Origin of the sequence: Frateuria sp. Soil773, assembly GCF_001428405.1 — a bacterium.
In the GTDB taxonomy this organism is placed as follows: Bacteria; Pseudomonadota; Gammaproteobacteria; order Xanthomonadales; family Rhodanobacteraceae; genus LMSL01.
The window spans coordinates 26,983-43,340 of sequence record NZ_LMSL01000013.1 but is presented as its reverse complement, the minus strand read 5'-3'; the positions used below and the strand labels follow the sequence as shown (position 1 = coordinate 43,340).

The 16,358-nt window shown below is 65.5% G+C and carries 15 protein-coding genes; 9 read left to right on the top strand and 6 right to left on the bottom strand.

Going from position 1 to position 16,358, the window contains the following annotated elements; translation table 11 throughout:
- The first annotated feature begins 50 nt into the window (after positions 1 to 50).
- The 3 genes from ASG87_RS06275 (at position 51) to ASG87_RS06265 (ending at position 2,254) form a co-directional block, all read left to right on the top strand.
- Positions 51 to 1,319, top strand: a complete 1,269-nt coding sequence (locus ASG87_RS06275; RefSeq protein ID WP_056002482.1) for an MFS transporter — start codon at positions 51 to 53, stop codon at positions 1,317 to 1,319.
- A gap of 2 nt (positions 1,320 to 1,321) precedes the next feature.
- Positions 1,322 to 1,705 (top strand): VOC family protein, encoded by a 384-nt coding sequence (locus ASG87_RS06270; protein ID WP_200949020.1) that lies wholly within the window; start codon positions 1,322 to 1,324, stop codon positions 1,703 to 1,705.
- Positions 1,706 to 1,825: 120 nt separating this feature from the next.
- On the top strand, positions 1,826 to 2,254 hold the full coding sequence (locus tag ASG87_RS06265; RefSeq protein WP_157510914.1) for a hypothetical protein: 429 nt from the start codon (positions 1,826 to 1,828) through the stop codon (positions 2,252 to 2,254).
- Positions 2,255 to 3,114: 860 nt separating this feature from the next.
- Here the strand turns inward: ASG87_RS06265 and ASG87_RS06260 are convergent.
- Together ASG87_RS06260 and ASG87_RS06255 are read right to left on the bottom strand one after the other, a co-directional pair.
- Positions 3,115 to 3,627 (bottom strand): methylated-DNA--[protein]-cysteine S-methyltransferase, encoded by a 513-nt coding sequence (locus ASG87_RS06260; protein WP_056002473.1) that lies wholly within the window; start codon positions 3,625 to 3,627, stop codon positions 3,115 to 3,117.
- Positions 3,627 to 5,135: a DNA-3-methyladenine glycosylase 2 gene (locus ASG87_RS06255; protein ID WP_056002470.1), complete on the bottom strand. Its 1,509-nt coding sequence runs from the start codon at positions 5,133 to 5,135 to the stop codon at positions 3,627 to 3,629. The genes ASG87_RS06260 and ASG87_RS06255 overlap by 1 nt, the downstream gene beginning before the upstream one ends.
- A gap of 204 nt (positions 5,136 to 5,339) precedes the next feature.
- On the opposite strand from ASG87_RS06255, the gene ASG87_RS06250 reads away from it, so the two are divergent.
- Positions 5,340 to 6,668 carry a S41 family peptidase gene (locus ASG87_RS06250; RefSeq protein WP_162258328.1) on the top strand — a complete coding sequence of 443 codons (1,329 nt, stop codon included), beginning with the start codon at positions 5,340 to 5,342 and terminating at the stop codon, positions 6,666 to 6,668.
- A gap of 136 nt (positions 6,669 to 6,804) precedes the next feature.
- Entirely contained in the window at positions 6,805 to 6,993 is a 189-nt protein-coding gene (locus ASG87_RS06245) for a hypothetical protein (protein ID WP_056002464.1), read from the top strand.
- A gap of 326 nt (positions 6,994 to 7,319) precedes the next feature.
- Here ASG87_RS06245 and ASG87_RS06240 read toward each other — a convergent pair whose 3' ends face one another.
- From ASG87_RS06240 to ASG87_RS06230, 3 genes are all read right to left on the bottom strand, one after another.
- Positions 7,320 to 7,931 (bottom strand): cytochrome b, encoded by a 612-nt coding sequence (locus ASG87_RS06240; RefSeq protein ID WP_056002461.1) that lies wholly within the window; start codon positions 7,929 to 7,931, stop codon positions 7,320 to 7,322.
- The gene (locus ASG87_RS06235) at positions 7,928 to 9,019 is read right to left on the bottom strand and encodes a catalase family peroxidase (protein WP_056002458.1); all 1,092 of its coding nucleotides are present in this window, start codon (positions 9,017 to 9,019) and stop codon (positions 7,928 to 7,930) included. Before ASG87_RS06235 ends, ASG87_RS06240 begins: the two co-directional genes overlap by 4 nt.
- Before the next feature lie 374 nt (positions 9,020 to 9,393).
- A complete protein-coding gene (locus ASG87_RS06230; RefSeq protein WP_056002455.1) occupies positions 9,394 to 9,933 on the bottom strand; it encodes a ketosteroid isomerase in 540 nt (179 codons plus the stop codon).
- 209 nt (positions 9,934 to 10,142) lie between these two features.
- Here ASG87_RS06230 and hutU point away from each other — a divergent pair, with 209 nt between their 5' ends.
- The 3 genes from hutU to ASG87_RS19900 all read left to right on the top strand — a co-directional run bounded on the left by hutU (position 10,143) and on the right by ASG87_RS19900 (position 14,957).
- Positions 10,143 to 11,813 carry a urocanate hydratase gene (hutU, locus tag ASG87_RS06225; protein ID WP_056002453.1) on the top strand — a complete coding sequence of 557 codons (1,671 nt, stop codon included), beginning with the start codon at positions 10,143 to 10,145 and terminating at the stop codon, positions 11,811 to 11,813.
- A 113-nt stretch (positions 11,814 to 11,926) separates the two neighbouring features.
- A complete protein-coding gene (locus ASG87_RS19240) occupies positions 11,927 to 13,645 on the top strand; it encodes an ATP-binding protein (RefSeq protein ID WP_082582789.1) in 1,719 nt (572 codons plus the stop codon).
- A gap of 292 nt (positions 13,646 to 13,937) precedes the next feature.
- Entirely contained in the window at positions 13,938 to 14,957 is a 1,020-nt protein-coding gene (locus ASG87_RS19900) for a DUF3800 domain-containing protein (RefSeq protein WP_157510913.1), read from the top strand.
- A gap of 206 nt (positions 14,958 to 15,163) precedes the next feature.
- Here the strand turns inward: ASG87_RS19900 and ASG87_RS19235 are convergent, their stop codons facing one another.
- Entirely contained in the window at positions 15,164 to 15,394 is a 231-nt protein-coding gene (locus tag ASG87_RS19235) for a helix-turn-helix transcriptional regulator (protein ID WP_082582788.1), read from the bottom strand.
- A 282-nt stretch (positions 15,395 to 15,676) separates the two neighbouring features.
- On the opposite strand from ASG87_RS19235, the gene ASG87_RS06220 reads away from it, so the two are divergent.
- Entirely contained in the window at positions 15,677 to 16,342 is a 666-nt protein-coding gene (locus ASG87_RS06220) for a hypothetical protein (RefSeq protein WP_056002449.1), read from the top strand.
- Positions 16,343 to 16,358: the final 16 nt, after the last annotated feature.

Genomic DNA, 16,358 nt, shown 5'->3' with positions numbered 1-16,358 from the left:
CGCCCGATGGAAATGCGCCTATCGAGAAACAGCCGCACGGAGAAGGCGCGATGAGCGTTTCTTCCGCGGCAACACCCGCGCCCGACCCCGGCTGGATCCGCCACGGCACCGCCGCGTTCCGCCGCACCAACCTCGCCCTGTTCGCCGCCGGCTTCGCTACCTTCGGCCTGCTGTACTGCGTGCAGCCGCTGATGCCGGAGTTCAGCCGGCACTACGGCATCGGCGAGGCGTCCAGCGCGCTGTCGCTGTCCCTCACCACCGGCGTGCTCGCCTTCGCGATGCTGTTCGCCGGCGGGCTGTCCGACGCGTGGGGGCGCAAGTCGGTGATGGTGGCGTCGCTGCTGTCGTCGGCGCTGCTGGTGCTGCTCAGCGCATGGATGCCGAACTGGCCGTCGCTGCTGGCGGTGCGCACCCTGCTCGGGCTGAGCCTGAGCGGCTTGCCGGCGGTGTCGATGACCTACCTCAGCGAGGAAGTGCACCCCGACTCGATCGGCCTGGGCATGGGGCTGTACATCAGCGGCAGCGCGGTGGGCGGCATGGGCGGGCGGCTGATCACCGGCGTGCTGGCCGACTTCTTCAACTGGCGCGTCGGCGTGGAAGTGGTGGGCGCGATCGGCCTGCTGGCCGGGCTGGCGTTCTGGCGAGCGCTGCCGCCGTCGCGCCATTTCGTGCGCCAGCCGCTGCGCTGGCGCAGCCAGCTCGGGCGCTTCGCCAGCGTGCTGCGCGATCCGGGGCTGCCGTGGCTGTTCGCCGAGGGCTTCCTGCTGCTGGGCGCCTTCGTCACCGTCTACAACTACCTGGGCTACCGTCTGCTCGCGCCGCCGTACAGCCTGAGCCAGGCGACGGTGGGCCTGATCTTCGGCATCTACCTGATCGGCACCTTCAGCTCGGCCTGGATGGGCCACCTGGCCGGCAAGCTCGGCCGGCGCAAGGTGCTGTGGACCGCGTTCGCGCTGATGCTCGCGGGCGTGGCACTGACGATGGCGCGACCGCTGGCGCTGGTGATGCTGGGCATCGTCGCGGTCACCTTCGGCTTCTTCGGCGGGCATTCCATCGTCAGCAGCTGGGTCGGCCGGCGCGCCGGCGCGGCCAAGGCGCAGGGCGCCGCGATGTACCTGTTCGCGTACTACATGGGATCGAGCCTGGCCGGGGCCGGCGGCGGGCTGTTCTACGCGGCGCACGGCTGGAGCGGCGTCGGCGTGTTCGTCGGCGCGCTGGTGCTGGCCGGGTTGCTGATCTCGGTGCGGCTGTACCGGTTGCCGCCGCTGGTCGGCGTCGCCACGCCGGCCACGCCGATGTCGCGGGGCGCGATGCCATGAGCGTGACGATCGAATCGCTCGACCACCTGGTGCTGACCGTTGCCGACATCGAGGCGAGCTGCGCGTTCTACGCGCGCGTGCTCGGCATGCAGGTGGTCGCCTTCGGGCAGGGGCGCAAGGCGTTGGCCTTCGGCGCGCAGAAGATCAACCTGCATCGCCACGGCCATGAGTTCGAGCCGAAGGCCGCGCGACCCACGCCCGGTTCGGCCGACCTGTGCCTGGTCACCCGCACGCCGATGGCGCAGGTGCTGGCCCACCTACAGGCCCAAGGCGTGGCGGTGCTGGAAGGGCCGGTGCAGCGCACCGGCGCCCGCGGCCCGATCACCTCGGTGTATTTCCGCGATCCGGACGCCAACCTGATCGAGGTGAGCCGCTATCCCGACTGACCCTCGTCCGTCGATTGCCGCTGGATTGCTGAACGCTTCGATACGGCCGTGCCGTGGACAGAACGGGATCTTTATGTGCGGATGCCTAGGATGGGAATCATCCTGCACAAGATTGCATCCATGGGTATCGCCACTTCCAACGCACTGCGCCGCCTGTTCGCCTGCTCGCTGGCCCTGTTGCCGCCGGGCATCGCGATGGCGTGGCAGCAGGCCCAGCCCGCCCGGCCGGCCGCTTCAGCTGCGACGATCGACAATGCGCGCCAGCAGGCGGCGCAGTTCCAGCAGTCCGTGCGCGCGCAGCAGACGCGCGACCAGTTGCGCAAGACCCAGGCCGAGCAGCAACTGCACCAGAACGCCGCCATCGCGCTGCGCCGACCGGACGCCGCCGGCACGGCCGTTCCCGACCAGACGGAGCAGGCCGAGCAGGCGCGCAATGCGCTGTATCGCGCTCGCCAGCAGGATCTGGTGGACAAGTACCAGGACGCCGTGGCGCCGCCGGTGCGCGCCCGCCCGCGGACGCAGCCCGCGCCGGCGCATAGCGGCGGCTGAGCTGCATGCGGGATGCACCTCGAAATCCCGTCGCCCCAGCGAAAGCCGGGGCTTAGTACCTTCAGGTCGTTGGAAGCCGAAAGGCGCTGGATTCCTGCTTTCGCAGGAATGACGGGCGGGTGCCGGAGCGAAGGGGGAAACGGTCGGTTCGTGATCCCTCAAGGCTGTCGCCCCAGCGAAGGCTGGGGCCCCCAGTGCCTTCGAGTCATTGAGAGCCAGAGGCGCTGGATTCCTGCTTTCGCAGGAATGACGGGCGGGTGCCGGAGCGACGGGGGAAACGGCTAGTTCGTGATCCCCCAAGGCCGTCGCCCCAGCGAAGGCTGGGGCCCAGTGCCTTCGAGTCGTCGAGAGCCAAAGGCGNTGCTTTCGCAGGAATGACGGGCGGGAGTCGGAGCGATGGGGGAAACGGCTAGTTCGTGATCCCCCAAGGCCGTCGCCCCAGCGAAAGCTGGGGCCCAGTGCCTTCGAGTCATTGAGAGCCAAAGGCGCTGGATTCCTGCTTTCGCAGGAATGACGGGCGGGAGTCGGAGCGACGGGGGAAACGGTTAGTTCGTGATCTCCCAAGGTCGTCGCCCCAGCGAAGGCTGGGGCCCAGTGCCTTCAGGTCGTTGGAGGTCAAGAGGCANNNTGCTTTCGCAGGAATGACGGGCGGGAGTCGGAGCGATGGGGGAAACGGCTAGTTCGTGATCCCTCCAAGGCCGTCGCCCCAGCGAAAGCTGGGGCCCCAGTGCCTTCAGGTCGTTGGAAGTCAAAAGGCGCAGGATTCCTGTTCCCACAGGAATGACGGGCGAGGGTAAGAGCGAAGGGAGGCGTGGCGGGAGAAGGCGGAATGACGGGCGAGGCGGCTGGTTCGGGATTCCCTACGTCAGCGCGAACAGGTCGCCATGCGCGACCCGGTCCTCCATCGCCAGCAGGAACCGCTTCGTCGGCAGGCCGCCGCCGAAGCCGGTGAGGCTGCCGTTCGCGCCGATTACCCGGTGGCAGGGCAGCACGATGGGCAGCGGGTTGCGTCCGTTCGCGGCGCCCACCGCGCGCATCGCCTGCGGCTGGCCGATGCGTCGCGCCAGTTCGCCGTAGCTGATCGTGGTGCCGTAGGGAATCCGCGCCAGTTCGCGCCACACGTCGAGCTGGAACGGCGTGCCGAGTGGATGCAACGGCAAGTCGAACACCTGGCGGGTGCCGGCGAAATATTCCTCGAACTGCACGCGGGCGAATGCCAGCGCATCGGCGCAGCGGAGCCAACCCGGGTCGGCCGCCTTGCGATGGCGTCCGGTCTCGAACCACACCTCGCGCAGGCCGCGGGCGTCGGCCACCAGGCGCAACCGGCCGATCGGGCTGGGCATGTCGTCGTAGTGGATCGTTCCGTCGGTCATCACTGCTTCCGTTTTTCCGTCGAGGGGGCGATGGTCGCCGCGTTGTCGGCGGTGCTGCGCCACAGGTGCATCACCGCGTAGGCGCGCCACGGCCGCCATGCTTCGGCCATCGTTTCCAGCGCCCGGGTGCTCAACGCCTCGCCGCCTCCCGCTGCGGCGCGGCGCAGGATCAGGTCGGCCGCGGGGAACGCGTCCGGGTGGCTCAGCGCGCGCATCGCCATGTAGTGCGCGGTCCACTCGCCGATGCCCGGCAGCGCCACCCAGCGCGCCACGAATTCGTCCAGCGGCCGGTCGGCGCGGAAATCCACCCGGCCGTCCAGCAGCGCCTGCGCGATGCCGCGGATCGTCGCCGCGCGCGCCGTGGTCACGCCGGCCTCGCGCAGGTCCGCCTCGGCGAGCGCGGCCGGCGTGGGGAACAGCCGTTCCAGCCCAGGCGCGACCGGCGCCGGCAGCGCCTCGCCGTAGCGATGCACGATCCGCGTCGCCAGCGTGCGCGCCGCCGCCACGCTCACCTGCTGGCCGAGCACCGCGCGCACCGCGATCTCGAAGCCGTCCCAGCCGCCGGGCAGGCGCAGGCCGGGCCGGCGGCGCAGCATCGGCTTGAGCGTGCGCGAGGCGCCGAGCGCGTCGGCGATCACCTGCGGATCGGCGTCCAGGTCGAACATGCGCCGCAGCGCGGTCACCACGCCGAGCATCCGCGCCGGCTGCGGGCAGTGCAGCTCCAGCTTGAGCGCATGCTGCCCGGGCCATGCGCCCAGGCGCAGCCATCCCGGCGCATCGGCCGGGCCGAACACGCGCGCGTAGCCGTGCTCGTCGACCTGCTCCACGCCCGGCAGGGCGCGTCCGCGCAGGAACGCAAGCAGCGCCTCGAAGTCGTACGGCGGCCGGTAGCCGAGCCGCAGCACCAGCGCGCCGCCGGCCGCCACGTCGGGATGCCGGCGCAGCTCGCGCGGCGGGATGCGGTTCGCCTGCAGGAACGCCGCATTGAAGCGGCGCAGGCTGCGGAAGCCGGACGCCAGCGCCACCTCGGTCACCGGCATCGTGGTCTCCGTCAGCAACTGCTTGGCGAACAGCAGCCGTCGCGTGGTGTACACGCTCAGCGGCGGCGCGCCCAGCCGTTCGACGAACACGCGCCGCAACTGGCGCGCGCCGACGCCGACGCGTGCCGCGAGCTGGTCCAGCGACTGCTCGGCCAGTTCGCCGTTCTCGATCAGCTTCAGAGCCCGCGCCACCACGTGGTCGCCGCGCTGCCAGGCGCGGTTGCCCGGCGCCAGTTCCGGCCGGCAGCGCAGGCACGGCCGGAAACCGGCCGCCTCAGCCGCGGCGGCGCTCGCGTAGTAGCGGATGTTGGACGGTTTCGGCGTCGGCGCCGGGCATACCGGCCGGCAGTAGATGCGCGTGCTGGTGACGGCGGTGAAGAACAGCCCGTCGAAGCGCGCATCGCGGCTCAGCCGCGCCTGCTCGCAGGTGTGGGGATCGGGCAGGGTGCCGGCGTGCAGTTCCGTCATGGCGACAGGCTAGCACCGCCGCGCGGCGCGGACTCGCCGTTTTCGGACATGGATGCGGGCAGGCCGTCCTTCACTTGCCGATGCGGCTGCATGCGCCTAGCCTCGACGCTTCGCCGCAGCCGAGGGAACGCCATGCGCCGTCCGTTCGTATCCGCCGCGATCGCAATCTTTTCCCTGGCTTGCACCGCGCCAGCCGCTGCCCAGATGCAAGCTGCGTGGCGAGTCACTGGCGATGGCGCACGCCACTACCGGGTGGAAGGTTCCGGCGATCCCGCCGCAGCACAGGGCGCGACGGTGACGCTGCGCGCCGAGCATGCCGAGGACGGCAAGTTCGGCGCCTCGGTGACGATGCTCGACGCCGCGCCGTACCGCGGCCGCAGCGTGAAGCTTTCCGCCGAGCTGGCCACGCGCGATGCGGCGAAGGGCGCCACGATCTGGCTGCGTGCGGACGGCGCGTCCGGTGGACTCGCCTTTGCCAGCTCGGACGCGATGCCGGTGCGCGGCACGACGCCGGCGACGCACCGCGAAGTTCGGATCGACGTGCCGGCAGCCGCCACGCGGTTGCTTCTGGGAACCACGCTCCGCGGCCCAGGCGAAGTCGCCGCCACCCGGCTCCGGCTCGAACCGGGCGGGGGAGCGCCCGTGGCGGTCACGCCGCAAGACGTGCTGGATGCCGCGATCGGCGCCGTGCGCAAGCGTGCGCTGCATGCGCAAGACGTCGATTGGAACAGCGTCGAGCCGCGGATACGCGCAATGGCGAAGGGCGCGAAGCAGACCACGGACGTCTATCCGGCGATCCGCGCCCTGCTTGCCGCCCTGGGCGACCACCACAGCCTGTTCATGGAGCCGGGCCCCAGCCATCGCTACGAGCACCAGGGCCGCACGAGCGCGCCGCCGGTGGTCGCGCTGAAGCCCGGCGGCATCGGCTACATCGGCATGCCGGGCTACAGCGGCACGGACCCGGCGGCCAGCAGGGCTTTCGTCGGCACGATGGTCGAGGCCATCGGCCGGATCGCCCCGCAGGTCTCCCATGGCTGGATCGTCGATCTGCGCCAGGACAGCGGCGGCAACATGCGGCCCATGCTGGCCGGGTTGCGCCCCTTGCTGGGTGGTCGCCCGGTGGGCGCCTTCCGCGGCAGCAGCGGCAGGCTGTCGCCGTTCGGCGCGACGGACCCGATGGACGACGGCCTGCCGACCGGCCCGGACCTCCAGCACGCGCCGGTGGCGGTGCTTACCGGGCCGCGCACGGCGAGTTCCGGCGAGGTGGTGGCGGTGGCTTTCCGCGGCCGGCCGGCGACCCGCTCCTTCGGCCAGCCCACGGCGGGGCTCAGCACGGGCAACGCGCCGGTCGCGCTGCCGGACGGCAGCACGATCTTCCTGACCGAGGCCGTGGACGTGGATCGCAACGGACGGGCCTACGGCGGCAAGCTGGCGCCGGACGAAGCCGTGGCGGAAACCGGCGACGCCGGCCGCGACGCGCCGCTCGCGGCGGCGATGGCCTGGCTGGCGCGCCAGCCGGCCCGGTCGCGTTAGGGAAGGTTCGATGCCTTTGCCGTCATCCCAGCGAACCCCGAAAAGGGGGCAAGAGCTGGGATCCAGTGCTTCTAATCCATTGAAGGTCAAAGGCGCTGGATGACCAGCCCTTCGGCTGTTGAAAAGCGCCTCCTGCTTGCGCAGGAACGACGAGCATGAAGCGGTGTTTCCGGACATGGACGTGGACCGCAACGGATGGGCCTGCGGCGGCAAGCTGGCGCCGGACGAAGCCGTGGCGGAAACCGGCGACGCCGGCCGCGACGCTCGCGGCGGCAATGACCTGGCTGACGCGCCAGCCTGCCAGGCCGCATTAGGGAAGGTCTGATGCCTTTGCCCGTCATCCCAGCGAAAGCTGGGATCCAGTGCCTTAACCCATTAGAAGATCAAGGCGCTGGATGACCAGCCCTTCGGCTGTTGAAAAGCGCCTCCTGCTTTCGCAGGAATGACGAGCATAAAAGCTGCGCTTCCTTGAGAGTCCGTTCAAAATCTCCAGGCATCCGTCTGCTGAAGCTTCATCCTTGCTTGACCGAGCCCCGCGCCCGTTGAAAGCCGCAGGGATGACGAGCTTGCGTATGACTCGGGATTTCGGTCCAGCGCATGGATCTCGGAGAGGCTCCCAGGTTGCTTCGGCCAGCATTTCGAATCAGCGCATCAGGCCGGATCTCCCGGCTCGGCGTCCCCGGTTTCCCGGGCCGCATCGACGGTTTCGGGAAGTATCGCCGTTGCTGCACGGCGGCCGTCCATGCTCGACAGCACCCCATCGCGGCGGATCAGGCCGTGGTACAGCGCCGCGCCCATGTGCGCCAGGAAGGTGAGGTAGAGCAGCGCGGCGAGCCAGCCGTGCAGGTGGCGCAGCACCGCGAAGGCGACCGGGCTGGCCGGGAAGATCGCGGGCAGGCGCAGCGAGTCGCCGAGCATCACCGGGTAGCCGCCGGCCGAGAGCATCGCCCAGCCGATCAGCGGCATCGCCAGCATCAAGGCATAGAGCAGCCAGTGCGAGGCATGCGCGGCGAGTTTCTGCAGGGCGGGCAGATCGGCGGGCAGCGGCGGGGGCGGGTTTCGCCAGCGCACCGCCAGCCGCACCACGGCGAGCACTAGGATCGCGATGCCCAGCGGCTTGTGGATGGCGAGCAGCCACGCGTGCCGCTCCGACACCGAGGACACCATGCCGACGCCGATGAACAGCATCGCCACGATCAGCACCGCCATCAGCCAGTGCAGCACGCGGGCGGGCAGCGCGAAGGTCGTCGTATTCGTATTCATCGCGCTTCTCCCCTGGCCTTCGCATCCATGGCGGCGGTGCCGGGCAGGTGGGCTTCCTCGCTGGTGCGGCGCAGGTAGGAGTCGGCGTAGGCGGCCGAGCGCGCGGGCAGCAGCGGGTCGTCCGACGCCTCGATGCCATCGGGCAGCACCAGCGGGTCGTAGTTGACGTCGCGGCAGGGACCGCTGTCCTGCGGCGTGGTGCTTTCGATCACCAGGGTGCCGGCATCGATGCTGCGGCGGTCGTCGGGCCAGGTCTTCGTCGCGTCGTTGGTCGGGTCGCCGGCTTCGGCCAGCGTCACCAGCAGGTGCCAGCGCAGCGGCGCCTGTTGCAGTCGTCGGGCCAGGTCGGCGGCGAGGTAATCCGTATCGCCGGCCCTGGCTGCATCGCTGTCGGCTTTGGTGGCCTCAGGCACGACATGCCAGCGCACGGCATGCCGCTGCCCATGCGCATCCACGAAGAAGAACGCGTTGAGGCCATCGTAGCGTTCGGTGGCGTAGCTGGCCGAGGGTTTCGCGGTCTTCGCCCAGGCGCGGAAGGCGGCGGTTTCCGGATGTGCCGCGAAGAACGCGGCGAGCTTCGCCGGGTCCGGCTTGCCGGTGGCCGGGTCTGGCTGCTGTGCCTGCAATTGCGCGAAGAACGCCTGCGGCGTCGCCACCGGGAACACCGTCATGCTGTTCATGCCGGTGCGCCACTGCTGGCCGTTGGCCTGGGTGAAGCGCAGCGCCAGGCTGCGGATCGGCACGCTGCTGTCCGGCGCGTACGGGTTGCTGCCGGGAAGGGCGAAGCGCCCGACCACCGGCGTGCGTCCCGGCGCGAACACCTGCGCCGCCGAATACGCCTGCGCGTTGCCGTTGCTGTCGAAGTAGCCCTCCACGCAGACGCCCTTGGCGTGGTTGCGGCGATAGCCGGGAAACGTTCCGGCGTTGCGCTGGAACTGGTCGACCAGCTTCTGCGGCGTGAGCCGGTGCGGCGCCAGCCAGCCACCGACGCAGCCGATGGCGGCGACGGCGAGCGCGAGCACGGCGGCGATCAGCACCCACGACGCGGCACGGCTGCTGTGCGGTTGGGGTACGGCGGGTTTCTGCATGGTGAAGCTCCGGGGGATGAGGCTTGTCGCCGCGCCTGCCGGGCGGATGGCGCCCGGCGGCATGGCTGCGACAAGCGGTTCGTTCGGCCGGCGCCGATGGTTACGTCCGGATGTGGCGCAACCGGCTCGGCTTGCGCCGCGCCGCAGCCGAAGGCTTCCATCGAGGATGGATCGCGCATGTGCCGTGCGTCGGTAGCGCGGCATCGATACAGGCGCTGGCATCAGGCCGTCTCGATCCATGCCGGGCAGATGGTTGCGCCCAGGTGTGACGCAACCGGACCGGCTTGTATTGCGTCGCTGCCGAAGATTGCCATCGAGGATGGATCGCACACGTGCCGCGCGCCGGCAGTGCGGCATCGATGCAGCCGTGGGCGTCAGGCCGCCTCGATCGACGCCGGGCAGCGCGACTGGCGACCGGCGTGGAAGGCCTGGACTTCCGCGTCCGTCGCCGGCCGGCCCTCGTTGCCGCCATCGAACGAGACGCGCCAGACCCCGTCGTGGCCGCGCCGCCACACGGTGGCGAATTCGCCGAGGACGAAGCGTGGGTTGGCCGACGGTGCGAGATCCTCGTACAGATACGCGCCGCTGGAATACGCCAGGTCCGGATCGCCCGCGACCACCACCTGGCGCGGATACCAGCTCAGCCGCACGCCCTTGCCGGCAATCAGCGGCGCCCATCGCTTCGCGATGGCGTCCAGCCCGCGCGTCGGCCTGGCACTGTTGGCGTCGAACACCGCGCCCTTGAACACGTGCTCGGCGAACGCCGTTGCGTCGTGCCGCTCCACGCTGCGCGCGAACGACAGCTCGCGCTGCCACACCGCGCAGGCCGCCTTGCCCGGATCGGACGGCGGCGTCTTGGCGCACAGGCCGGGCGAGCAGGCCAGCAGCAGGGCGAACCAGGCAGGGCGCAACATGGCCGGACTCCGTCTCTGTGGCGGGAGACAAGAGCATCCACCGGGCGCGTGGCGCCTGCCAGTCGGCCGAACGGCCGAGGCGCCCGCCGCGAGGCAAGTCAGCCGTCCGCCGTCCGCCATTGCAGGGTCCGCCGCGGCGGCTGCCGGCCCGGCCGATGCCGGCCGGCACCTGACCTATACTCGGCAGCCTGACTCACCGGAGCCCGGCCATGACTGCACCCACCCGCATCGACACCACCCGCACCATCCGCGCGCCGCGCGGCACCGAACTGAGCTGCAAGAGCTGGCTCACCGAGGCGCCGTTCCGCATGATCCAGAACAACCTCGACCCCGAGGTGGCGGAGAACCCGGCCGAGCTGGTGGTGTACGGCGGCATCGGCCGCGCCGCGCGCAACTGGGAGTGCTTCGACGCGATCCTGCGTTCCCTGCGCGACCTCAACGACGACGAGACCCTGCTGGTGCAGTCCGGCAAGCCGGTCGGCGTGTTCCCGACGCACAAGGACGCGCCGCGCGTGCTCATCGCCAACTCCAACCTGGTGCCGGCGTGGGCCAACTGGGAGCACTTCAACGAGCTCGATAAGAAGGGCCTGATGATGTACGGTCAGATGACGGCCGGCTCGTGGATCTACATCGGCTCGCAGGGCATCGTGCAGGGCACCTACGAGACCTTCGTGGAGATGGGCCGCCAGCACTACGGCGGCTCGCTCAAGGGCAAGTGGATCCTCACCGCCGGCCTGGGCGGCATGGGCGGCGCGCAGCCGCTGGCCGCCACGCTGGCCGGTGCGTGTTCGCTGAATATCGAGTGCCAGCAGAAGAGCATCGATTTCCGCCTCAAGACCCGCTACGTGGACGAGCAGGCCACCGACCTGGACGACGCGCTGGCGCGTATCGCCAAGTACACCAAGGCCGGCGAAGCCAAGTCCATCGCCCTCCTTGGCAATGCGGCCGACGTCTTGCCGGAACTGGTCAAGCGCGGCGTGCGCCCCGACGCCGTCACCGACCAGACCAGCGCACACGACCCGGTCAACGGCTACCTGCCGCAGGGCTGGACGGTGGAGCAGTGGTTCGAGCGCCGCAAGAGTGACCCCGAAGGCACCCGCGACGCCGCCAAGCAGTCCATGAAGAAGCACGTGGAAGCCATGCTCGCCTTCCACGCCCAAGGCATCCCCACCTTCGACTACGGCAACAACATCCGCCAGATGGCGAAGGACGAGGGCTGCGAAAACGCCTTCGCCTTCCCCGGCTTCGTGCCCGCCTTCGTGCGCCCGCTGTTCTGCCGTGGCGTCGGCCCGTTCCGCTGGGTCGCGCTCAGCGGCGACCCGGAAGACATCTACAAGACCGACCAGAAGGTGAAGGAACTGGTCCCTGATGACCAACACCTGCACAACTGGCTCGACATGGCGAAGGAGCGCATCAGCTTCCAGGGGCTGCCCGCACGCATCTGCTGGGTGGGGCTGGGGCAGCGGCACAAGCTGGGGCTGGCGTTCAATGAGATGGTGCGCAAGGGTGAGTTGAGGGCGCCGGTGGTGATTGGTCGCGACCATCTCGACTCCGGCAGCGTCGCCTCACCGAACCGTGAAACCGAAGCGATGAAGGACGGCAGCGATGCCGTCAGCGACTGGCCGTTGCTCAATGCGATGTTGAATGTGGCCGGTGGGGCGACGTGGGTGTCGCTGCATCACGGCGGTGGGGTGGGGATGGGGTATTCGCAGCATTCGGGCGTGGTGATCGTGTGCGACGGCACGGCTGAGGCGGACAAGCGGATTGCGCGGGTGCTGTGGAACGATCCGGGGACTGGGGTGATGCGGCATGCGGATGCGGGGTATGAGGTAGCGGTGGAATGTGCGAAGGAGCAAGGATTGGTTCTGCCAATGCTTTAACAGCGCGAAAGAACGTCGTTCCTTGGTTTAAGTCGGTTGTCTCAAGGCAACGAGATGAGCACAGTAGTGCACTCTACGAACAATGATTCGGATTACACGGCAAGGACTGCAATATGAGAATCAAAAAGCTCCAATTTGAAGGGCATCCCATCTTGGGTTCAATTGAATTGGATTTTACTGACCCTACGACTGGTCGGGCTGTCGATGCTGTGGTTATTGCGGGCGAGAATGGCTGTGGAAAAACAACCATACTGGAAGAGATTTACAACCTACTGAGCAAGGCTTCGCCCCAACGGAAGAACAAGGCGACAATTGAATTGGAGCTGGATCAAGGAAACGCTGAGGATATTAAGTCGCGCTTCAAAGTCCCGAGCTTAGATATAGATCCTGATGCTGTTCGGTTAGTGGCTGGTGAAACCGGAGAAGACAACTGGAACAATTATAGGTTTGAAATATTCGACAGAGCTGGCACTCCATTTGATCGGGGTGCATACGAATACTTCCAACACGATGCAAATGGGAGCGTGCCGGTTCCATTCAGGGTCTTCTTTTCTGAGGCTCTAGTTAGCTTTGAGGTGGAGCCATCAGCCAGCGTGACGGCACTAGACGTAGACCAGGCTATTTCTTCTCGGCGCGGGGGTACATCACTGGCGAAGGAAATTTCGCAGCTGTTAGTGGATATTCGCGTTGCCGACAACGAAGACATGGCCCAATGGGTTGCGGAACATTCAGGACAAGCGGTTCCTGACGAAGTCATAGAAGTTCGCGTGAAGCGTTTTAAGGACGCTGTCAGCTTTATGTTTCCCCAAAAAAGACTAAGTTCAGTGCAGAACAGGGGAGGCTATTCGGTGCAGTTCGAAGAGGCCGGCGTAGATACCTCAATAAACGAGTTGAGCATGGGGGAGAAGCAGGTGGTCTTCAGGGGAGGCTTCATCCTTAGGGATCGCGCGGCCATTCAAGGCGGAGTGGTATTAGTGGATGAGCCTGAACTTGGTCTCCATCCCGATTGGCAAGCGCGAATTATAGACTTTTACAGAAAGCTTTTGCCGGAAGGCCAAGGCCGGAGCAGCCAATTTATCTTCGCGACTCATTCTCCGTTTATTGTGCACAACGGGAACACTGCAAAGGTGATCGTGCTTCGGAAGGAAGGAAGCGAAATTGTGGTTGTGGCTGAGCCCTCCTACCCAGTCGCTGGTTCGGCAAGAGTTATGCATTATTTGAACATCGATAGTATCTTGTCGTCAGCTGATAAAAATTTGGTGGTGTTCGTGGAGGGCGATACCGATGCGAGCATATTAAAGGAAGCTTATCGAAAACTTTATCCAAGCGAACCGATATTTTTCGATGTTCGGAGTTCCTATGGTGATTCGGCGCTCCGTACACTATTGAACACCAAGGGCTTGTTTGGCCGGCACCCCGGTAAAAAGCTTGTTGGAATCTTTGACTTCGATAGGGCCTTTGACCAGTGGAAAGGTGTTTGGGGGAGAGAATCGAATATAAAGACTAACCTTCCTTCTCGCGGTGTGCTGAAGAAGCACGATCAAGAACAGGGTTGGGCTCTGCTACTGCCGGTTCCAGACTTTCGCTCGTCGCTAGCTAGCTGTGAGCTTGGCGGACGATCTGTTTTATGTGTGGAACTTTTGTTCAAAGATGAGGATCACTTGCCAGGTTTAGTACAGTACGTTCCACTCCCTGCAACGAACGCAACTGTACCGCAAGTATGTGACTCAAAAAAAGTAGACTTTGCGTCGCACGTTACCTCATTGGAAGTGGAAAGTTTTGAGGCTTTTAGGCCAATATTCGAGTGCCTGCATGGTATTGCCAGAGAATAGAAAAATTTGTCAGGGACTATTTTGTGGCGGAGAAACAGGGGGCAGAGAAACAGGGGGCAGAACCAGGGGGCAGAACCAGGGGGCAGAACCAGGGGTCAGAGTGCACTTTCTTCGGGACTGACCTTAGAAAGTCGACTCTGACCGCGGTTTCGGGACAATTTCACCGTTGCGGCTGCCCTTGAAATTTTCCCTGACACCATTCTTCTCTCAATCGATAACCTCACCGCAGACTTGGATCGCGCTGAAGAAGCCCCAAGCCCTTCTCGATGTTTGAGCGAGGCATGCTGAACAAATGCTTATTTATCTCGATGAGGCCGGTACCTTTGCCGCCACGGACGCGCAGGGCTCCTTTTCCTTAGTGGCGGGTTACGTAGTCCCCGAGATCAGTCGTCCGCGGGTAACCAAGGCGCTACGCCATTTCAAGGTTGCTAACGGATTTCGCTTCGACACCGAAGTGAAGCGTAGGGACGTCAGCGAGGTGGCTTACTTCAAATTTCTGGAGGATTTGTCGGCGATTAACGCGGTCGCTTTTGCTGTTGCGACGGATGGCGCAACAAACGAAACTGCTGATCAACACCAAGCGGCACAGGTTCAGTTCATTTTGTCGAACGAGCCAAAGATGAACTTTCCAGAAGGAAAGCGTATGGTCAGGGAGATCGCGGGTTCGGTTGAAGCGCTCTCACTCCAGCAATACATCGAAATCAACTGCCGAACCCGCTTGGTCTGGACAATCGTCCGGAGCGCAAGCCTTTATTACGCCGTCCGCATCCCCGCCACGCTCAGCGCGTTCCGTTGGCGCTTCGATCAAAAAGATGTAACGCGCAACCATTTCGACGAAACGTTCGCGTCAATTACCCTTCCTTTCACCCAGGCGATTGCGCGAGACGAACCTCTGATTCAGGTGAGAGGTGCTGACTACAGTCGCTTTTCGCGTTTCTACTCCGACGGTCCGTATCCCGACTGGCTACCCCCGCCGAAGGATTCACGCCCGGATGACGGTTTGATTGACGCGAACAAAATATGGCTTGAACATCTTAAGTTTGTTGACTCGAAAGATAGCGACGGAGTCCAGGTCGCTGATTTGATTTCTAACGGTATCTACGGGCTTCTTCGGCATCGATTCAATGACAACGAACGAGCCGCGACGCTGCTCGGTAGCTTGATGGTTTCACCCGAGCGCGGGCGCCCGGTGATGGATTTCATCGCTCTTGGTGGAGGCGGAGAAGGGTTGCTGAGCAGGGATACCGCTCGACTGGTGAATCGCATGCGGGCCACGGCACGAGCCATGGTTCCGCGAACCCGCCCAGTTTGACTTACCCTCACTGGCGGCGCTAGCCAAGCCGGGCCGAAGGGTTGACGGCTAGTCTCGTTAGACGAGGGATCAAAACGGGACCAGGTTGAGATGGTCCGGGTTTGACGGACACCTTTGAACGGGGCCATCTCAGGGGCAATTTCGGGGCGGCCTGAAGAGATGGTCAAACTGTCCCTGAAACCATTTTCCCTTGACACCCATTTTTCCTACTTCTTGAGCCCTGACGCGGGCTCCAGTAGGTGAGCAGGGCTGACCTTAAGGGCTTTTGCAAGCCTATAAATATTCAGTAGCGCAATGTTGCGCTGACCGCGTTCGACGCCACCGAGATAGCTGCGGGCGAGTCCGCTTTCGAGTGCAAGGCTCTCTTGGGAGAAACCCTTAGCCTTGCGAACTTCTGCCAAGCGCTGGCCGAAGATTGTTCTGGGATCTGTGGCCATGTTGCGCTGTCCTCCTTCGTTGTGGACGAGCCTAGGGAGGTGGGCGTTATGAGGCCACGTCCTATAAGATCACTCTCTATAAGTGACAAATTCGACTATCCGTATTAGGATTGGGTCAGGGAGATGTGCTGTGGTTGCTGCGGGTATGGACCGATGTGATCCCTGCGTCGATTACGCCCCTTCGGGGGAATAAGCCCGCCGACTCTCTGCGGTTTCTAGCCTCCCGACTTCCCGTCCGTCGTCACGCCGTGGACGGGCACTTCATGGAATGAGGAGGCGACCATGTCGACGTTCGATTCGGATGATCTGGAAGCGACGGGCTATTTCCTGCCGGAGGACAGCCAGCTACGGCTGAAGCAGCTACGCGAGTACCTGAGGTTCCTGACCAATCTGGCGCGACAGCGCAGGCCGGACGAGGATCATGAGTGGTTCTCGGAGATTCGCCTGGGCGAGGTAGCGATCTGCATGGAGTTGCTGGAGGAGCAGATCGCTCAGGTGCTGGACGAACTTTCCTGGCCGGCGGAGCGTGGCGAAAGACGGGCAGCCCTCAAGGCCGATGCGGACGCGAAGGCTGGCGCGGCCGCGGAACCGGACGCCGCCGAGCCGGTGAGGGATGAGGCCGGCAAGCGCTTCCTCTTCGGGCTCACCCTGGATCAGTTCGACGGGATCGACCGGCTGCTCGCCAGTCTGCGGACCCTTGGCAATGTGGTGACCTGCAGCGATCACGCGGAGTTATCCGACGTCACGCTGTCGATCATGGGCGACGCCATCGTCCGCGACGTGATGAAGCTGCGCGACATCATCAGCGACGTGAATGCGCAGCGGCTGAAGTCGCCGCACGGCACGAAACCCGGTGTTCGCGAGAAGCGGGCCACTTACCTCGCGCTTCCCGCGCATTGGCCCTCGGACGGTGCGTCGTACGTGGTGCAGCAGCCAACTTATCAGTAGTCGGGAGTCATGGCGC